Source organism: Streptomyces europaeiscabiei (assembly GCF_001550375.1).
GTDB lineage: Bacteria > Actinomycetota > Actinomycetes > Streptomycetales > Streptomycetaceae > Streptomyces > Streptomyces europaeiscabiei.
The window spans coordinates 1-15,158 of record NZ_LRTR01000239.1 but is presented as its reverse complement, the minus strand read 5'-3'; the positions used below and the strand labels follow the sequence as shown (position 1 = coordinate 15,158).

Sequence of the window (15,158 nt, the reverse complement as noted above, 5' to 3'; positions counted from 1 at the left end):
CACTCCCTCCGCCTCCTCCGCCCCTACCAGGACGACTTGCGCACCCCCGGCAGGAACCCCGCGTGTGCCTGTTCCCGCAGGCTCACCCGGGACAGCCCGAACGTCCGGAAGTACCCCCGGGGCCGCCCGTCCACCTGGTCCCGGTTGCGGACGCGGGTCGCGCTCGCGTCGCGCGGCTGTGCGCGGAGCTCCCGCCGGGCGGCCTCGCGTTCGGCCTCCGTGGCGGACGGCCGTCGGATGACCTCCTTCAGCTCGGCCCGCCGCGCGGCGTACCGCGCGACGATCTCCTGCCGCTTCTCGTTCTTCGCGATCTTGCTCTTCTTCGCCATCAGACCCGCACCCCCCGGGCACGGATCCGTGCGACCGCGGCCTCGACCCCGATGACGTCCACGGTCCTGATCCCCTTGGTGCTCAGCCGGAGCCGCACATGACGGTTCTCGCTGGGCAGCCAGTACCGCTTGGACTGGATGTTCGGGTCGAAGCGGCGGGACGTACGCCGGTGGGAGTGCGAGATGCGGTTGCCGAAACCGGGCTGGGCGCCGGTCAGCATGCAGTGGGCGGACAAGGGTGATGCACCTCTCTCGATCCAATGATGCAAATGGATGTCATTTTCAGTAAGGTATCAGCATGGCACGCAACGAACTCCGCCCGGTCGTCAGACTCCGGTCCATGGCCGGCACCGGTCACACCTACGTCACCCGCAAGAACCGCCGGAACGACCCGGACCGGCTGACGCTGCGCAAGTTCGACCCGAGGGTCGGCCGCCACGTCGACTTCCGAGAGGAGCGCTGACCGACGATGAAGAAGGACATCCACCCCTCGTACGGGCCTGTCGTCTTCCGGGACCGCGCCGCGAACCACACCTTCCTCACCCGCTCGACGATGACGAGCGGGAAGACGATCGAGTGGGAGGACGGCAACACCTACCCCGTGGTCGACGTCGAGATCTCGAACGTGAGCCACCCCTTCTACACGGGCACCGCCCGCGTGCTGGACACCGCGGGCCGCGTGGAGAAGTTCGAGAAGCGGTACGGCGCCGGGAAGAAGCGGGGCTGACCGACATGACCCAGCTGTCTGTCGCGATCGTCGGCGGGCTGCACGCCGACGCCCGGCGGGCCGCCGTCGAGGCGCTGCTCGCCGGGGTCCCGGGCAGCGTCGCGCTGCACCACGACCTCTCCACCGCCGCGGACGGTCCGGACGCCAAGGTCGTCCGGACCGTCCGGGACGCCACGGGCATCGTCTCCACCGGTGAGACCCCGCTCGTCAACGACTGCGCCTGCTGCGCCCTCCGCGAGGACCTCGTCCCCGAACTGGAGCGCCTGGCCGACGAGGGGCTGACCCGCCTGGCCGTGGTCGAACTCTGGGACTCGGTCGAACCGAAGGCGATGGCCGAGGTGGTCGCCGCGAGCGGCCTCCGCCTCACCTCGGTGATCACGGCCGTGGACCCCGCGCTCCTCCTGCCGTGCCTCGGCGACGGCGACGACCTCGCCGACCGGGGCCTGGCCGCCGCCACCACCGACCAGCGCACCGTCGCCGACACCTTCGCCCGCCAACTGGAGTACGCCCCCGTCCTGGCCGTACTCGATTCGGACGAGGCCGACGAGGAGGACAGGGCACTGCTGGCCCAACTCCACCCGACTGCCCGGAGGGTGCCGATCGGTGGCGGCGCCTCCGGGAGTGCGGCGTGCGCGATCGACGCATGGTCGGCCTGGTTCGCGGCGGGCTCCGCGGAGGAGGATGCCATCGGTGCCCTTGAAGGGGCCGTAGGCCCTGAAAGGGGCGCGGGGCAGCATCGACATGCGGCTCCGCCGCAGGGCGCGACCAGCCACAACGAACCCGCACCCGGTAGCTCCCGGCACCACTCACGGCGCTCCCCGGCCCTGCTCGCGGCGGCGTTCGCCGGCTTCGACGTCGACGCGGCCGCCGCCGCCCAGCACCCCGCCTGCGCCCTTCTGCCCACCGACGCCGACGAATGCGGTGTCACCACCCTCGTCTGGCGCCGCCACCGCCCCTTCCACCCCGAGCGGCTGTACGCGGCGCTGGAAGACCTCTGCTGCGCGGCCGCCCGCAGTCGCGGCAGGTTCTGGCTGGCCGAGCGCCCCGACACCCTGCTGCACTGGGACGCGGCCGGCGGCGCCCTGTGCGTGGAGTCGGTCGGCCCCTGGCTCGCCTCGCTCCCGGACGCCGCCTGGGACCTGGTCCCCCCGGTCCGCCGGGCCGCCGCCGCCCTCGACTGGCACCCGGAACACGGCGACCGCTGCCAGCACCTCGTCTTCACCTCCCCGGGCCTGGACCGCGACGGAGTCGAACAGCTGCTGGAGTCCTGCCTGCTCACCGACGCCGAGTACGCCGCCGGACGCGCCGCCTGGGAACGGCTGCCGCGCCCCTTCGACACCTTCCTGGAGGTCTGACCCACCATGCCCCGCAAGCCGGAGCGCAAGCCCGCCAAGTCCCGCCCCAACCCGCTGGACCAGGCGAAGATCACGTACATCGACTACAAGGACACCGACCTGCTGCGGCGCTTCATCTCCGACCGCGGCAAGATCCGCAGCCGCCGTGTCACCCACATCACCGCCCAGCAGCAACGACAGCTCGCCCGCGCCGTCAAGAACGCCCGCGAGATGGCCCTCCTGCCGTATTCCACCCGCTGACAGGCGCCCCCTGAGCCGCCGTCGAACCACGATCGACCACCGCCGAACCACCACCCCCACCCGGCCCCCGGGGAGGCTCCACGACCTCCCCGGGGGCACTCGTTTCCCGCCATCCTGCGAAGAGCGGCCCCATCCCCTGAACCGCGCGGACCCGCCCCCCGTAGGGAGGGACAAGGGGCCATGAATCAGGACGACAGGGGTCGCCGGACCCGCCGATGGAACAGGATCGCCCTGACATGCGTCTCTCCAGTGCTGTAACCGCAGGACCACCCCTCGTGCACGTGCATCTGCTCGTGCATATGCGGGTGCATCCGCTCGCGCGTCGGCACGTGAACAAAGCTATGATCCGGAGCAGTTGACCGTTGCATCACTGGCATCACTGGCCACACCAGTGCCCATGCGCATCAAGCGCACCACTGCACCACCCGGGGAGCGACCTGTGGACCACGACGTGTACGGCGTGGATGACGTGTACAACGGCATGGCCGCGGCGGAGCTGACCCAGCTCCACGCGGTGGCCTGGCAGAAGAGTCGGCACAGCAACTCGCAGGGCAACTGCGTGGAGTTCGCGAGGCTGCCCGGCGGTGAGGTGGCGGTGCGCAACTCCCGCTTCCCCGATGGTCCGGCGCTCGTCTACACGCGCGCCGAGATCGAGGCGATGCTCCTGGGCGTCAAGGACGGCGAGTTCGACCACCTGGTCGGATAACCCCGCCCAGCGGCGGGGAAGTCGGCGAGCCCGACGATGTGACACGCGTAGAACCGCGGCGCCGAAAAGCGCCGCGGTTCGTCAGTGGGCGGAGGGCTGACCCTGCGCGGACGGGACCTGGAACAGCGCCCACACCACCTTGCCGTTGAGCGCGCCGCCCAGCGGATGCCAGCCCCAGCTGTCCGCGAACGAGTCGACCAGGAACAGTCCGCGCCCCGACTCCGCCGAGAAGTCCTCGGAGTCGCCGGCGACCGGGCTGTCGTGACTGGGGTCGCGCACCGCGCACACCAGCCGCTCGGTCCAGCGCATCAGATGCAGCCGTACGGGCGGGTCCTGGGCCGGGCGCAGCCCGTTGCCGGAGGGCAGGCCGTGCCGCAGGGCGTTGGTGACGAGTTCCGAGACCACGAGACAGACGTCGTCGAAGCGGTCGTCCAACCGCCACTGGCCGAGGGTTCCCCGGGTGAACTGCCGTGCCTCGCGCACCGCTTCGTAGCGGGGCGGCAGAGCGCAGGACGCCGCGTTGGACACGGTCGCGGGATCAAGTGGCGGAAGCCCCTGCCGTAAGGGTTCGAGCATGGTCGATCCATTCGTCCCCATGCGAGGCACTCCCGGGTGTCTGCGGTCGTTGCGATGCAGCGGTGGCGCGGGACCATGGTTTCTGATGCGTACAGCAGATGCAAGGGCAGATGCACGTGCACGCGCCCGAAATGGACCTCCCCATGCCGCTTGCTCAACATTTCTTCTGCCACTCTGCTCCCTCTTTACCTCCGTCCCGTGCGTCTCGGACGTTGAAGGCTTTCCATTTCTGTAACCGGGCGAGTGCGGATCGGAGTGGTTTAGTGGCAGACTGCGGCCCTTGAAGAAGTTGGGGAGGCTGGACGAACGTGGGCGCCGGTGAATCAAGCGGGTCGGTGGTGAGGCGGATGCTGCTGGGCTCGCATCTCAGGCGGTTGCGCGAGTCGCAGGGGATCACCCGGGAGAAGGCCGGGTACTCGATCCGCTCCTCCGAGTCGAAGATCAGTCGGATGGAACTCGGCCGGGTCAGCTTCAAAACCCGTGACGTGGAGGACCTGTTGACCCTCTACGGCGTCACCGACGAGGCCGAGCGCACCTCGCTGCTCTCCCTGGCGAAGGAAGCCAATGTCGCCGGCTGGTGGCACAGCTACTCGGACGTCCTGCCCAGCTGGTTCCCCACCTACGTCGGCCTCGAAGCCGCGGCCCACCTCATCCGCAGCTACGAAGTCCAGTTCGTGCACGGCCTGTTGCAGACCGAGGCGTACGCCCACGCGGTCGTCTCGCGAGGCATGAAGGGCGCGAGCGAGGCCGAGATCGACAAGCGGGTGGCCCTGCGCATGGAGCGCCAGAAGTACCTGGTGGCCGAGAGCGCCCCGGAGTTCCACTGCGTCCTCGACGAGGCCGCGCTACGTCGGCCGTACGGTGACCGGGAAGTGATGCGGGGTCAGCTCCAGCATCTGATCGAGATCTCGGAGCGCCCGAACGTACGGATCCAGGTCATGCCGTTCAGCTTCGGCGGTCATGCCGGCGAGAGCGGCGCCTTCACCGTGCTGAGCTTCCCCGAGTCCGACCTCACCGACGTCGTCTATCTCGAACAGCTCAGCAGCGCGCTCTATCTGGACAAGCGCGAGGACATCGCCCAGTACGAGCGGACGATCAAGCAGCTCCAGGGCGACAGCCCGTCCACGGCCGAGAGCCGGGACCTGTTGCGGGGGCTGCTGCAGCTCTCCTGAGCCTCCCCGCCCTTCCTGTCCCCGCCTTCCCTGTCGGCTCCCTGAAGTCTTCACGGAGTCTCCCGAGTAGCCCTCCAACTCCCTTTACCTGCACGTACGATGACGAGTGATCAATCTTGATCGATGCCGACTGATTGAGGATCACATGTCGTCCTACTTCACCGACCTGGCCCAGCAGTACATCGGCGGCGAGTGGCGCCCGGGTTCGGGTTCCTGGGACATCATCGACTTCAACCCGTACGACGACGCGAAGCTCGCGTCGATCACGATCGCCACGGTCGATGAGGTGGACGAGGCCTACCGGGCCGCCCAGGCGGCTCAGAAGGAATGGGCCCAGGTCAACGCGTACGCGCGTCGCGCGGTCTTCGAGAAGGCCCTCAAGGTCATCGAGGAGCGCGAGCAGGAGATCACCGAGGTGATCATCGCCGAACTCGGCGGTACCCACCTCAAGGCCGGGTTCGAACTGCACCTGGCCAAGGAGTTCCTGCGTGAATCGATCCAGCTCGTGCTGCGCCCCGAGGGCAGAATCCTTCCTTCGCCGGTCGACGGCAAGGAGAACCGCCTCTACCGCGTGCCGGTCGGTGTCGTGGGCGTCATCAGCCCCTTCAACTTCCCCTTCCTGCTCTCCATCAAGTCGGTCGCCCCGGCTCTCGCCCTCGGCAACGGCGTGGTGCTGAAGCCGCACCAGAACACCCCCATCACCGGTGGCACCCTGGTCGCGAAGATCTTCGAGGAGGCCGGCCTGCCCGGCGGGCTGCTCAACGTCGTCGTCACCGACATCGCCGAGATAGGCGACGCCTTCATCGAGCACCCCATCCCCAAGGTCATCTCCTTCACCGGTTCCGACCAGGTCGGCCGTCACGTCGCCACCGTCGCCGCCTCGCACTTCAAGCGCGTGATCCTCGAACTGGGCGGCAACAGCGCCCTGGTGGTCCTGGACGACGCGGACGTCGACTACGCCGTCGACGCGGCCGTCTTCTCGCGCTACGTCCACCAGGGCCAGGTCTGCATGGCCGCCAACCGCGTCCTGGTCGACCGCTCGGTCCAGGCCGAGTTCACCGAGAAGTTCGTGACGAAGGTGAAGTCCCTGAAGGTCGGCGACCCGAGCGACCCGCAGACGGTCATCGGCCCGGTCATCAACTCCTCCCAGGCGGACTCCCTCAAGGCCGTCGTCGAGCAGGCCCTCACCGAGGGCGCCACGGCGCTCGTCCACGGCTCCACGACCGACAACCTGGTCGAGCCGTCCGTCCTCACCGACGTCCCCGCCGGCTCCGCCCTCCTGCAGCAGGAGGTCTTCGGACCCGTGGTCTTCCTCATCCCCTTCGACGGCGAGGAGGAGGCCGTCCGTATCGTCAACGACACCCCGTACGGCCTCAGCGGCGCCGTCCACACCGGTGACATCGAGCGGGGCGTGAACTTCGCCAAGCAGATCGACACCGGCATGTTCCACGTCAACGACGGCACCGTCCACGACGAGCCCCTCGTACCCTTCGGCGGCGAGAAGCACTCCGGCATCGGCCGCCTCAACGGCGAGACGGTGGTGGACGCGTTCACCACCCAGAAGTGGATCTCGGTCCAGCACAAGCGGAGCTTCTTCCCGTTCTGAGACCCCGCTTCGCGCGTTTCCGCTCCGACGGGCCCTTGCGGACAGAACCTGACCGCAAGGGCCCGTAGCCCTTGCGGACAGAACCTGACCGCAAGGGCCCGTAGCGTCGTCGGTGTCAGAGGGGCTCTCCTGAGGCCCCCGGTCCGGCGAAAGGCAGACGGTCATGGTCACGCACGTGAGCGCGGAGGCGAAGGGCGACGAGCGAGGGGCGCTGCTCGCCTTCGTGGCGGAGCAGCGCGGCGGCATCCGCCGCGCGCTGCTCGGACTGACCGACGAGCAGGCCTCCAGCAGGCCGAGCGCCAGCGAACTCTCCCTGGCCGGGCTGCTCAAGCACGTCGCCGAGGTCGAGCAGGGATGGATCGCCCGGGCCAAGGGCGTGCCCCCGACGGTGCACCGGGACGAGTCGAACTGGCACGAGTGCTTCACCCTCGTCGGCGACGAGACCGTGGAGTCGCAGCTCGCGTACTACGAGAAGGTGGCCGCCGACACGGAGGCGTTCATCCGCGCGGTGCCCAGCCTCGACGACACCTTCGAACTGCCGAAGACGTCCTGGAACCCGAAGGACGAGTGGCTCTCGATGCGCTGGCTGTGCCTGCACCTCATCCGCGAGACCGCCCGGCACGCGGGCCACGCCGACATCATCCGCGAGTCCCTGGACGGCGCCACCGCCTTCGAGCTGGTGGCGAAGGAGCAGGGTACGAGCTGGGGGTGACTCCTCGGGTTCTACGCTGGGCCCATGTCAGCGATCCGTCTTCTCGTGCTCGGCGCCGTGCGCCAGCACGGGCGGGCCCACGGCTACCAGGTGCGCAACGACCTGGAGTACTGGGGCGCGCACGAGTGGTCCAACGCCAAGCCCGGCTCGATCTACCACGCCCTGAAGCAGATGGCGAAACAGGGACTGCTGCTCGCGCACGAGATCGCCCCCTCCACCGTCGGCGGACCACCCCGCACCGAGTACGAGATCACGCAGCAGGGCACCGAGGAGTACCTCAGGCTGGTGCGCGAGTCCCTCACCGCCTACGACCAGAAGCCGGACATTCTCTCCGCCGCGCTCGGCACCATGGTCGACCTCGGCCGGGAGGAGGTGCTCGGACTCCTGGAGGAGCGCGTGCGGTCCATCGAGGAGTGGCGCAGGTCCGTCACCGAGTACTACACGCCCGAGGAGGGCCCCGGTCAGCTCGGCCACATCGGCGAGATCATGAACTTCTGGATCCACTCCGCCGACACGGGCGCCGACTGGACCCGCGGCCTCATCGACCGCATCCGCGCCGGCGCCTACACCTTCGCGGGCGAGGGCGAACCGTTCGTCGGCGTCCTGGCGGAGGGCCAGAGGAACCCGTACGCGACGGGGGAGCGGCATCCGGGCGACGACCGCTGACCCCGCCTTCGCTTTCAGGCGCGCGGGGAACGGCGCGAGCAACCACCCACAGCCCGCACCCGCCTCCTAGGACCTGTCCCGGACAGGTCCTAGTGGTGGAACCCCGTAGCGGTCCCCTTCTCCCGGATCAAGGGCCCGGACTGCCGCCGAAGTTCAGGCAGCAGACTCCCGAGGTCCTCCAGGAACAGCCCCGCGAGATCGGACGTGAACCCGTTGCGGCACACCACCCGGAGCACGGACAGATCCTCCCGGTTCTCCGGGAACGTGTACGCCGGCACCAGCCACCCCCTCTCCCGCATCCGCCGGGCCACGTCGAAGACGTCGTACGCGCTCACCCCCTCACTCGTCGTGAAGGCGAACACCGGCAACTGATCCCCCCGCGTGAGCAGCCGGAAGTCCCCGAACTTCCCGACCTCTTCCGCGAGCCCCGTCGCCACGTCCCGCGTCGACTGCTGCACCGCCCGGTACCCCTCACGCCCGAGCCGCAGAAACGTGTAGTACTGCGCGACGACCTGCGCCCCGGGCCGCGAGAAGTTGAGCGCGAACGTGGGCATGTCCCCGCCCAGGTAGTTCACCCGGAAGACGAGTTCCTCCGGCAGCTCCGCGGCGGACCGCCACAGCGCCCAGCCGACACCCGGATACACCAGCCCGTACTTGTGCCCGGAGGTGTTGATGGACGCCACCCGAGGCAGCCGGAAGTCCCACACCAGCTCCTCGTCGAGGAAGGGCGCGACCATCGCGCCGGACGCGCCGTCGACATGGACGGGCACATCCAGACCCGTACGTTCCTGAAGGTCGTCGAGGGCCGCGCACAACTCGGCGATCGGTTCGTACGACCCGTCGAAGGTGGAGCCGAGAACGCCCACGACCCCGATGGTGTTCTCGTCGCACAGCGCCGCGGCCGCCGCCGGGTCGAGATGGAACCGGTCGCCCTCCATGGGCACCTGCCGGGCCTCGACCTCCCAGAAGTTGCAGAACTTGTCCCAGCAGACCTGGACGTTGACCCCCATGACGAGATTGGGCCGGGCGCCCGAGGGGTACCGGTCGGCGTTCCGCCGCGCCCACCGCCGCTTGAGGGCCATCCCGGCGAGCATGCAGGCCTCGCTGGACCCGGTGGTCGAGCAGCCGACGGCGGCGCTCGGATCGGGAGCGTTCCACAGATCGGCGAGCATCGACACACACCGCCGCTCCAGCTCGGCCGTGCGCGGGTACTCGTCCTTGTCGATCATGTTCTTGTCCCGGCACTCACTCATCAGCACCCCGGCCTCCGGCTCCATCCAGGTGGTGACGAAGGTGGCGAGGTTGAGCCGTGAGTTGCCGTCCAGCATGAGTTCGTCGTGGACGACCTGATACGCCGTCGAGGGGGCCAGCGGAGCGTCCGGGAGCCGGTGCTTGGGCGGGGCCTCGGTCATACCGCCGACCGGGTTGGCCTGGCCGTAGAAGGGGTTCACGGCGAGCCGGTGCCCGTCGTTCCGGTTGCGCCCGCCGTCCTGCGGGTCGTCGCTGTCCCATCGGTGCAGTGGCATGTCTTCGACGGTAGGTCCGCCGCTGGGGACTCGCACCTCACACGTGTGCGTAAGGGGCGCGGGGGGCCTGTGGGGATGATGTGCCGTTCGTTGCCCGGTCCATTACCCTGCCGACCGCACACCACGTGCGACAAGAGCGAACACAGCGGGTGGAGTTGCGCGTCCTGTGGACCCACACGCGTCGACCGGAGAGGGACGGCGGAGTTGCCCACCCTCGGCTATCCGATCAACGAGCGGCCATCGCCGTGCCTGCGGTTCCTGCGGCCCGGCCCTGCGTCCCGCTACGGCGCGACCAGGGTCACCGAGGTCGTGGCCCGGCCGCTGACCGAGTTGCCCGACACGCTCGGCGCCCCCTGCGCGGGCACCCCGTTCGAGAACGGGACGCTGTTCCTGGCCACCCTGGACCCGCACCGGCTGGCACAGGCCGGCGCCCGGACGCTCGACCACCTGATCCGCCTCCTGGAACGGCGCGAGGCGGCCGGCCTCGTGCTCGCCACCCCGGCCACGACCTGCGAACCCTCCCCGAGGCCACCCTCGCGGCCGCCAACCGCCTGCGGCTGCCGCTGCTGACGACCTCCGCCGAAGGACTTGCACCTCACGTGACGTGAGGACCCAGCCTGGAAGGCGTACCGAGAAAAGGAGCGGAAGCATGGGCCACACCGTGGGACAGGTCGCGGGCTTCGCCGGGATCACGGTGCGCACGCTGCACCACTACGACGAGATCGGCCTCCTCGTACCGAGCGAGCGCACCGGCGCGGGCCACCGCCGCTACGGCGACGGAGACCTCGACCGGCTCCAGCGGATCCTGTTCTACCGGGAGCTCGGCTTCCCCCTCGACGAGGTCGCGACCCTGCTCGACGACCCGGAAGCGGACCCGCGGACGCACCTGCGCCGCCAGCACGAGCTGCTGACCGCCCGGATCGAGAAGCTGCAGAAGATGGCCGCGGCCGTGGAGCACGCCATGGAGGCACGCAAGATGGGCATCAACCTCACCCCCGAGGAACGGTTCGAGGTCTTCGGTGACAAGGACCCCGAGCAGTACGCCGAGGAGGCGGAACAGCGCTGGGGCGGCACGGAGGCGTACGCCGAGTCGCAGCGCCGCGCCGCCTCGTACACCAAGGCCGACTGGAAGCGCATGCAGGACGAGGTGGCCGACTGGGGCGCGCGCTACGACGCCCTGATGGCCGCCGGCGAGCAGCCGACCGGCGAGGCGGCCATGAACATGGCCGAGGAGCACCGGCAGCACATCGGCGTGTGGTTCTACGACTGCCCGTACGAGATGCACCGGAACCTCGGCGAGATGTACGTCGCCGACGAGCGCTTCAAGGCGTTCTACGACGCCACGCGCCCCGGTCTGGCCGAGCACCTGCGGGACGCGATCAACGCGAACGCGGCCCGTCGGCGCCCCTGACCCCACGGCTGACCACACAGCTTGGTCTCAGTGCGGCCACAGGGCACTCTGGAGGAGCCGGTGGAACCTAGTGGGGTGACCGTGCGTTGATAGCTTTGGTCACCCCTATGGGTCCCACCGTCGTGGGTCCTCACCCACAGGCACTCCTTTTCTCTCACCCCCAGGAGCCCGGAACCGTGACGACGATCGCCCTCGGACCGAGCTGGTTGGATCCGGACTATCTGCTCGACTCGTTCGGTATCTGGGGCCTGCTCCTGATCGTGTTCGCCGAGTCCGGCCTCCTCATCGGCTTCTTCCTGCCGGGTGACTCGCTGCTCTTCACGGCGGGCATGCTGATCGCCACCGATGTGCTGGACTTCCCGCTCTGGGCGGCCATCGTCCTGATCTGCGTCTCCGCGATCGTGGGCGACCAGGTGGGCTACATGTTCGGCAAGAAGGTCGGCCCCGCGCTGTTCAAACGGCCCGACTCCCGCCTGTTCAAGCAGGAGAACGTCACCAAGGCCCACGAGTTCTTCGAGAAGCACGGCCCGAAGTCCCTGGTCCTGGCCCGCTTCGTGCCCATCGTGCGGACGTTCACGCCGATCATCGCGGGCGTCAGCGGCATGCGGTACCGCACGTTCCTCATCTTCAACGTCGTCGGCGGCATCCTCTGGGGTGCGGGCGTCACCCTCCTCGGCTCCTGGCTCGGCAAGATCGAGTTCGTCAGGACCAACATCGAGGCGATGCTGCTCCTCATCGTCCTCATCTCCGTGCTGCCGATCATCGTCGAACTCCTCAAGGCGAGGAAGGCGAAGAAGAACCAGCCCCAGCAGTCCCAGCAGGCCCCCGCCGCCCCGGTCATGGACGACGCGACGACCCAGCTCCGCCGCATCCCCCCGACCGAGCCCCAGCAGCAGCCGTACGACCCCAACCAGGGCTACGACAACCAGGGTTACGACAACCAGGGCTACCAGCAGCAGGGTTACCAGCAGCAGGGCCACCAGCAGCAGGGCCACCAGGACTACGGCTACCAGCAGCCCCAACAGCAGCCGTACGCCCAGCAGTACCCCCAGGGCAACCAGTACCCCCCGAACCAGAACCAGCAGGGCTACCAGGGCCAGGACTACCCGCAGTACTGATCCAGCAGGTCACCCACCCGTGCTCCTGTCACCTGGGGGCGCGGGTGTTCTTGCGTTCGGGGGAGCGGCGGTTCGCGTTCTCAGGGGCCGGCGCGGTGCTTTCGAGGGGCGCGGGAACCGCGCGACCAGCCACATCCGACCCGCAGCCGCCAACACCCCAGTAACCCTTGAGCAATCGGGCGCTCAGAACCCCCTGGTCCGCTTCGCGGCCCTCCGCCCCACCCGCGCGGCACCAGGCAGGAACAACCGGAACAGCTCGGACCCCAGGTTCACGCCGATCGCGATGGCCATCGCCAGCGCCGCCGCCTTCGTCAGCGACACCAGCCCCGCGTCCACATCGTTCTGCGCGAACGCGAGCAGCCCGAAGTACGTCGCGGACCCGGGCAGCAACGGCCCGATCGCCGCGGTCGTATAGGGCAGCGCTGAGGCGAACCGATACCGCGACAACAGCTGCCCGAACAGCCCCACGACCCCCGCCGCCACCGCCGTGGACGCGACCGGCGAGATCCCGCCCGCGTCGTGCATGGCCCCGTAGACCGCCCAGGCGACGCCCCCGTTCAGGGTCACCGCCAGCACGGTGGATCGTTCCTGCTGAAGCAGCACCGCGAAGGTCAGCGACAGCAGCATCGACGCGCCGAGCTGCCACAGGGGCCGCTGGGCGCTGCCGAGCGCCGCGTCGGGGTTCAGTTCGGCACCCAGCTTCACGCCGAAGTACAGGACGAGCAGCACCCCCACCACGATGCCCACGAAGAGGTACATGACCTCCAGGAGCCGGGCGGAGGCGGTGATGTAGTAGCCGGTCAGCCCGTCATGGGCGCCCGCGACCAGCGCCCGCCCGGGCAGCAGCGCGAAGAGCCCACCGGTGATGACCGCGGACGCCTCCACGTCCACGTGCGTCACCGTCAGCGCCACCCCGATCGCCGCCGGGGGCATCGCCGCCACCAGGAACTGGTAGAACTCCGGCAGCCCCCGCCCCGAGCACAGCCAGGCCAGCCGGTCGCCGAGCATCGCACCCAGCGCCGCGGCGACGAAGACCACGACCCCACCGCCGACCAGTACGGACGCGGCGCCGGCGAGCAGTCCGCTCGCCGCGGTCAGCGCCCAGCCGGGATACGGGTGCCGGTTGCGCCGTATCTCCGCGAGCCGCCGGTAGGCCTCCTCCAGCGTGATCGCGCTCTCCGGGTCGCTGAGGTCGTCCACCAGCTGGAAGACGGCCGCGAGCCGGGTGTAGTCGGTGGCCCGCCGCCGGACGATCCGGGACGCCGTGACCGGGTCGTCCACCAGCGACGGCTGGTGGGTGACCGACAGCTGGGTGAAGGTGACGGTCGGCTCGCAGCGGTCGAGGCCGTAGGACCTGCACACGGCGAACATCGCCGCCTCCACGTCCTCCGCGCCCTCGCCGCCCGCCAGCAGCAGTTCGCCGATACGCAGGGTGAGGTCGAGCACCCGCGGCACGGCGGGCCCCGAATCACCCTCCGCGCGCGTCTGCCGCTCCGGCGCGGGCCGCTCCGCGACCGGCATCCGCAGCATCGTGCGCATCCGGTCCTGCCAGGGCACGTCCTTGGTCAGGCTCACGGCCGGAATCCCGGAGGGAGGCGTGAACGCGACCGGCGCGTGCCGCGCGCTGTACGTCCGCGGCAGACTGAACGCGGACCCCTCCTGCTCCGTCGCCACCGGCTCGGGTGGCGCCATCCCCTCCGGCAGGGCGAACTCGGAGGTCGTCTGCGCCTCCGACTCGGCCCCGCCGGCCGGCACGTCCAGTCCGGCCGGGATCGCGAACTCCGAGGTCACCGACGCATCGCCGTCGATCCCCAGAACGACGCCCACCGGCACGAACGCGCCGCCCGCCGCGTCCGACACCGGCTTGCGGTCCTCCTCCGGCCCGGGCTTCCCCGGTTCCGTCACTCCCACTCAGCCGCGCTCCCTGAACGACACTTCGGTACGCCTCAGTATGCGCAACGACACGCACTGGTACGCGAACGGGCCGCGCGCCCCCTCAAGGGGGCACGCGGCCCGTTCACGAAAACAGCCGACGACAGAAGCCGGGGTCAGTGACCGCCCTGCTCCTTGAAGCGCAGGTACGACTTCTCGACCTCGGCCTCGGCCTCCGTGCGGCCGACCCAGTCGGCGCCCTCGACGGACTTGCCGGGCTCCAGGTCCTTGTAGACCTCGAAGAAGTGCTGGATCTCCAGGCGGTCGAACTCCGAGACGTGGTGGATGTCACGCAGGTGCTCCACACGCGGGTCGGTCGCCGGGACACACAGCAGCTTGTCGTCGCCGCCGGCCTCGTCCGTCATCCGGAACATGCCGATCGCACGGCACTTGATGAGACAGCCCGGGAAGGTCGGCTCGTCCAGGATGACCAGCGCGTCCAGCGGGTCGCCGTCCTCGCCGAGGGTGTTCTCGACGAATCCGTAGTCGGTCGGGTAGGCGGTCGAGGTGAAGAGTCGACGGTCCAGGCGGATCCGACCGGTCTCGTGGTCCACCTCGTACTTGTTCCGCGAACCCTTCGGAATCTCGATCGTGACGTCGAACTCCACCGGTGGCTCCTCCATGATCAACACATAGTTCTGGTGGTTAAGTGTCCCTCACGCAGGTGGGTGATCGCGAAAGGGGCTGGTGGTCGTGCGGGAGCCGAAGGTCTGGCGGGCCGCGAGACCGCATGTGGTGCGGGTCGCGCACGGCGTGAAACCGGGGATCGCGCGCGTCACGCGCGCCGTGAAACCCGGTGTCGCGCGCGTCGCGCAGGTGGTGAAACCCGGCGTCGTACGCGTCACGAGCGCCGTCACGGCACGCTCTTCGCGGCTCACGGGGAACGCGAAGAAGCTCACGACCCTCCAGCTCGCCGCCGGTGCGGCCACCCTGGGGCTGGTGCTCTCGGCCGGGGCGGTGACCGCCGCCGGACCCTGGGACTCCTCCGGTCAGCGTACGGCCGAGCGCGACTGGGCGGCATCGCGCGACGGCCGGGGTGGCGCAGATCACGGACGGGGTTCCGGTACGACGGCGGGGGCGCC

At 69.5% G+C, this 15,158-nt stretch carries 18 protein-coding genes and 1 pseudogene; 13 read left to right on the top strand and 6 right to left on the bottom strand.

The window, feature by feature from the left end; translation table 11 throughout:
• Window positions 1-23: 23 nt before the first annotated feature.
• Together rpsN and rpmB are read right to left on the bottom strand one after the other, a co-directional pair.
• Complete coding sequence (gene rpsN, locus AWZ10_RS11595) at window positions 24-329, bottom strand: 30S ribosomal protein S14 (RefSeq protein WP_037702500.1); 306 nt, start codon at window positions 327-329, stop codon at window positions 24-26.
• Complete coding sequence (gene rpmB / locus AWZ10_RS11590; RefSeq protein ID WP_046705936.1) at window positions 329-565, bottom strand: 50S ribosomal protein L28; 237 nt, start codon at window positions 563-565, stop codon at window positions 329-331. The genes rpsN and rpmB overlap by 1 nt, the downstream gene beginning before the upstream one ends.
• A 62-nt stretch (window positions 566-627) precedes the next feature.
• On the opposite strand from rpmB, the gene rpmG reads away from it, so the two are divergent.
• The 5 genes from rpmG (at window position 628) to AWZ10_RS11565 (ending at window position 3,357) form a co-directional block, all read left to right on the top strand.
• Window positions 628-792, top strand: a complete 165-nt coding sequence (rpmG, locus tag AWZ10_RS11585) for a 50S ribosomal protein L33 (protein WP_060891013.1) — start codon at window positions 628-630, stop codon at window positions 790-792.
• Between the two features lie 6 nt (window positions 793-798).
• Window positions 799-1,056: a type B 50S ribosomal protein L31 gene (locus AWZ10_RS11580; RefSeq protein ID WP_046705934.1), complete on the top strand. Its 258-nt coding sequence runs from the start codon at window positions 799-801 to the stop codon at window positions 1,054-1,056.
• Between the two features lie 5 nt (window positions 1,057-1,061).
• On the top strand, window positions 1,062-2,411 hold the full coding sequence (locus AWZ10_RS11575) for a CobW family GTP-binding protein (RefSeq protein WP_046705933.1): 1,350 nt from the start codon (window positions 1,062-1,064) through the stop codon (window positions 2,409-2,411).
• Between the two features lie 6 nt (window positions 2,412-2,417).
• The gene (rpsR, locus tag AWZ10_RS11570) at window positions 2,418-2,651 is read left to right on the top strand and encodes a 30S ribosomal protein S18 (protein ID WP_046705932.1); all 234 of its coding nucleotides are present in this window, start codon (window positions 2,418-2,420) and stop codon (window positions 2,649-2,651) included.
• Between the two features lie 439 nt (window positions 2,652-3,090).
• Window positions 3,091-3,357 (top strand): DUF397 domain-containing protein, encoded by a 267-nt coding sequence (locus tag AWZ10_RS11565; protein WP_046705931.1) that lies wholly within the window; start codon window positions 3,091-3,093, stop codon window positions 3,355-3,357.
• A gap of 81 nt (window positions 3,358-3,438) precedes the next feature.
• Here the strand turns inward: AWZ10_RS11565 and AWZ10_RS11560 are convergent, their stop codons facing one another.
• Entirely contained in the window at window positions 3,439-3,954 is a 516-nt protein-coding gene (locus AWZ10_RS11560) for an ATP-binding protein (protein WP_162948320.1), read from the bottom strand.
• A 326-nt stretch (window positions 3,955-4,280) separates the two neighbouring features.
• Here AWZ10_RS11560 and AWZ10_RS11555 point away from each other — a divergent pair, with 326 nt between their 5' ends.
• From AWZ10_RS11555 to AWZ10_RS11540, 4 genes are all read left to right on the top strand, one after another.
• The gene (locus AWZ10_RS11555; protein WP_046705929.1) at window positions 4,281-5,105 is read left to right on the top strand and encodes a helix-turn-helix domain-containing protein; all 825 of its coding nucleotides are present in this window, start codon (window positions 4,281-4,283) and stop codon (window positions 5,103-5,105) included.
• A 145-nt stretch (window positions 5,106-5,250) separates the two neighbouring features.
• Window positions 5,251-6,711, top strand: coding sequence for an aldehyde dehydrogenase family protein (locus AWZ10_RS11550; RefSeq protein WP_046705928.1), 1,461 nt, complete (start codon window positions 5,251-5,253; stop codon window positions 6,709-6,711).
• 163 nt (window positions 6,712-6,874) lie between these two features.
• Window positions 6,875-7,423, top strand: coding sequence for a DinB family protein (locus tag AWZ10_RS11545; protein WP_046705927.1), 549 nt, complete (start codon window positions 6,875-6,877; stop codon window positions 7,421-7,423).
• 24 nt (window positions 7,424-7,447) lie between these two features.
• Window positions 7,448-8,089 (top strand): PadR family transcriptional regulator, encoded by a 642-nt coding sequence (locus AWZ10_RS11540; RefSeq protein ID WP_046705926.1) that lies wholly within the window; start codon window positions 7,448-7,450, stop codon window positions 8,087-8,089.
• Between the two features lie 89 nt (window positions 8,090-8,178).
• Here the strand turns inward: AWZ10_RS11540 and gad are convergent, their stop codons facing one another.
• Complete coding sequence (gene gad / locus AWZ10_RS11535) at window positions 8,179-9,615, bottom strand: glutamate decarboxylase (RefSeq protein WP_046705925.1); 1,437 nt, start codon at window positions 9,613-9,615, stop codon at window positions 8,179-8,181.
• Window positions 9,616-9,819: 204 nt separating this feature from the next.
• Between gad and AWZ10_RS11530 the strand changes: the two genes are divergently transcribed.
• From AWZ10_RS11530 to AWZ10_RS11520, 3 genes are all read left to right on the top strand, one after another.
• Window positions 9,820-10,185 (top strand): hypothetical protein, encoded by a 366-nt coding sequence (locus tag AWZ10_RS11530; RefSeq protein ID WP_046705924.1) that lies wholly within the window; start codon window positions 9,820-9,822, stop codon window positions 10,183-10,185.
• A 79-nt stretch (window positions 10,186-10,264) separates the two neighbouring features.
• Window positions 10,265-11,026 (top strand): MerR family transcriptional regulator, encoded by a 762-nt coding sequence (locus AWZ10_RS11525; RefSeq protein ID WP_046705923.1) that lies wholly within the window; start codon window positions 10,265-10,267, stop codon window positions 11,024-11,026.
• A gap of 176 nt (window positions 11,027-11,202) precedes the next feature.
• Entirely contained in the window at window positions 11,203-12,144 is a 942-nt protein-coding gene (locus AWZ10_RS11520; RefSeq protein ID WP_060891012.1) for a DedA family protein, read from the top strand.
• A gap of 183 nt (window positions 12,145-12,327) precedes the next feature.
• On the opposite strand, the gene AWZ10_RS11515 is transcribed toward AWZ10_RS11520, so the two are convergent.
• Both AWZ10_RS11515 and AWZ10_RS11510 read right to left on the bottom strand, forming a co-directional pair.
• Complete coding sequence (locus AWZ10_RS11515) at window positions 12,328-14,055, bottom strand: threonine/serine exporter family protein (RefSeq protein WP_244172462.1); 1,728 nt, start codon at window positions 14,053-14,055, stop codon at window positions 12,328-12,330.
• Window positions 14,056-14,192: 137 nt separating this feature from the next.
• Entirely contained in the window at window positions 14,193-14,684 is a 492-nt protein-coding gene (locus tag AWZ10_RS11510; RefSeq protein WP_020113767.1) for an inorganic diphosphatase, read from the bottom strand.
• Between the two features lie 85 nt (window positions 14,685-14,769).
• On the opposite strand from AWZ10_RS11510, the pseudogene AWZ10_RS11505 reads away from it, so the two are divergent.
• Window positions 14,770-15,158, top strand: a pseudogene (locus tag AWZ10_RS11505) (D-alanyl-D-alanine carboxypeptidase/D-alanyl-D-alanine endopeptidase); the annotation flags it as partial.

Excerpts from the sequence above, each read along its gene's own strand:
- rpsN (WP_037702500.1), bottom strand. The coding sequence starts at position 329 with ATGGCGAAGAAGAGCAAGATCGCGAAGAACGAGAAGCGGCAGGAGATC.
- rpmG (WP_060891013.1), top strand. The coding sequence starts at position 628 with ATGGCACGCAACGAACTCCGCCCGGTCGTCAGACTCCGGTCCATGGCC.
- AWZ10_RS11580 (WP_046705934.1), top strand. The coding sequence starts at position 799 with ATGAAGAAGGACATCCACCCCTCGTACGGGCCTGTCGTCTTCCGGGAC.
- AWZ10_RS11575 (WP_046705933.1), top strand. The coding sequence starts at position 1,062 with ATGACCCAGCTGTCTGTCGCGATCGTCGGCGGGCTGCACGCCGACGCC.
- rpsR (WP_046705932.1), top strand. The coding sequence starts at position 2,418 with ATGCCCCGCAAGCCGGAGCGCAAGCCCGCCAAGTCCCGCCCCAACCCG.
- AWZ10_RS11560 (WP_162948320.1), bottom strand. The coding sequence starts at position 3,954 with ATGGGGACGAATGGATCGACCATGCTCGAACCCTTACGGCAGGGGCTT.
- AWZ10_RS11555 (WP_046705929.1), top strand. The coding sequence starts at position 4,281 with ATGCTGCTGGGCTCGCATCTCAGGCGGTTGCGCGAGTCGCAGGGGATC.
- AWZ10_RS11550 (WP_046705928.1), top strand. The coding sequence starts at position 5,251 with ATGTCGTCCTACTTCACCGACCTGGCCCAGCAGTACATCGGCGGCGAG.
- AWZ10_RS11545 (WP_046705927.1), top strand. The coding sequence starts at position 6,875 with ATGGTCACGCACGTGAGCGCGGAGGCGAAGGGCGACGAGCGAGGGGCG.
- AWZ10_RS11540 (WP_046705926.1), top strand. The coding sequence starts at position 7,448 with ATGTCAGCGATCCGTCTTCTCGTGCTCGGCGCCGTGCGCCAGCACGGG.
- gad (WP_046705925.1), bottom strand. The coding sequence starts at position 9,615 with ATGCCACTGCACCGATGGGACAGCGACGACCCGCAGGACGGCGGGCGC.
- AWZ10_RS11525 (WP_046705923.1), top strand. The coding sequence starts at position 10,265 with ATGGGCCACACCGTGGGACAGGTCGCGGGCTTCGCCGGGATCACGGTG.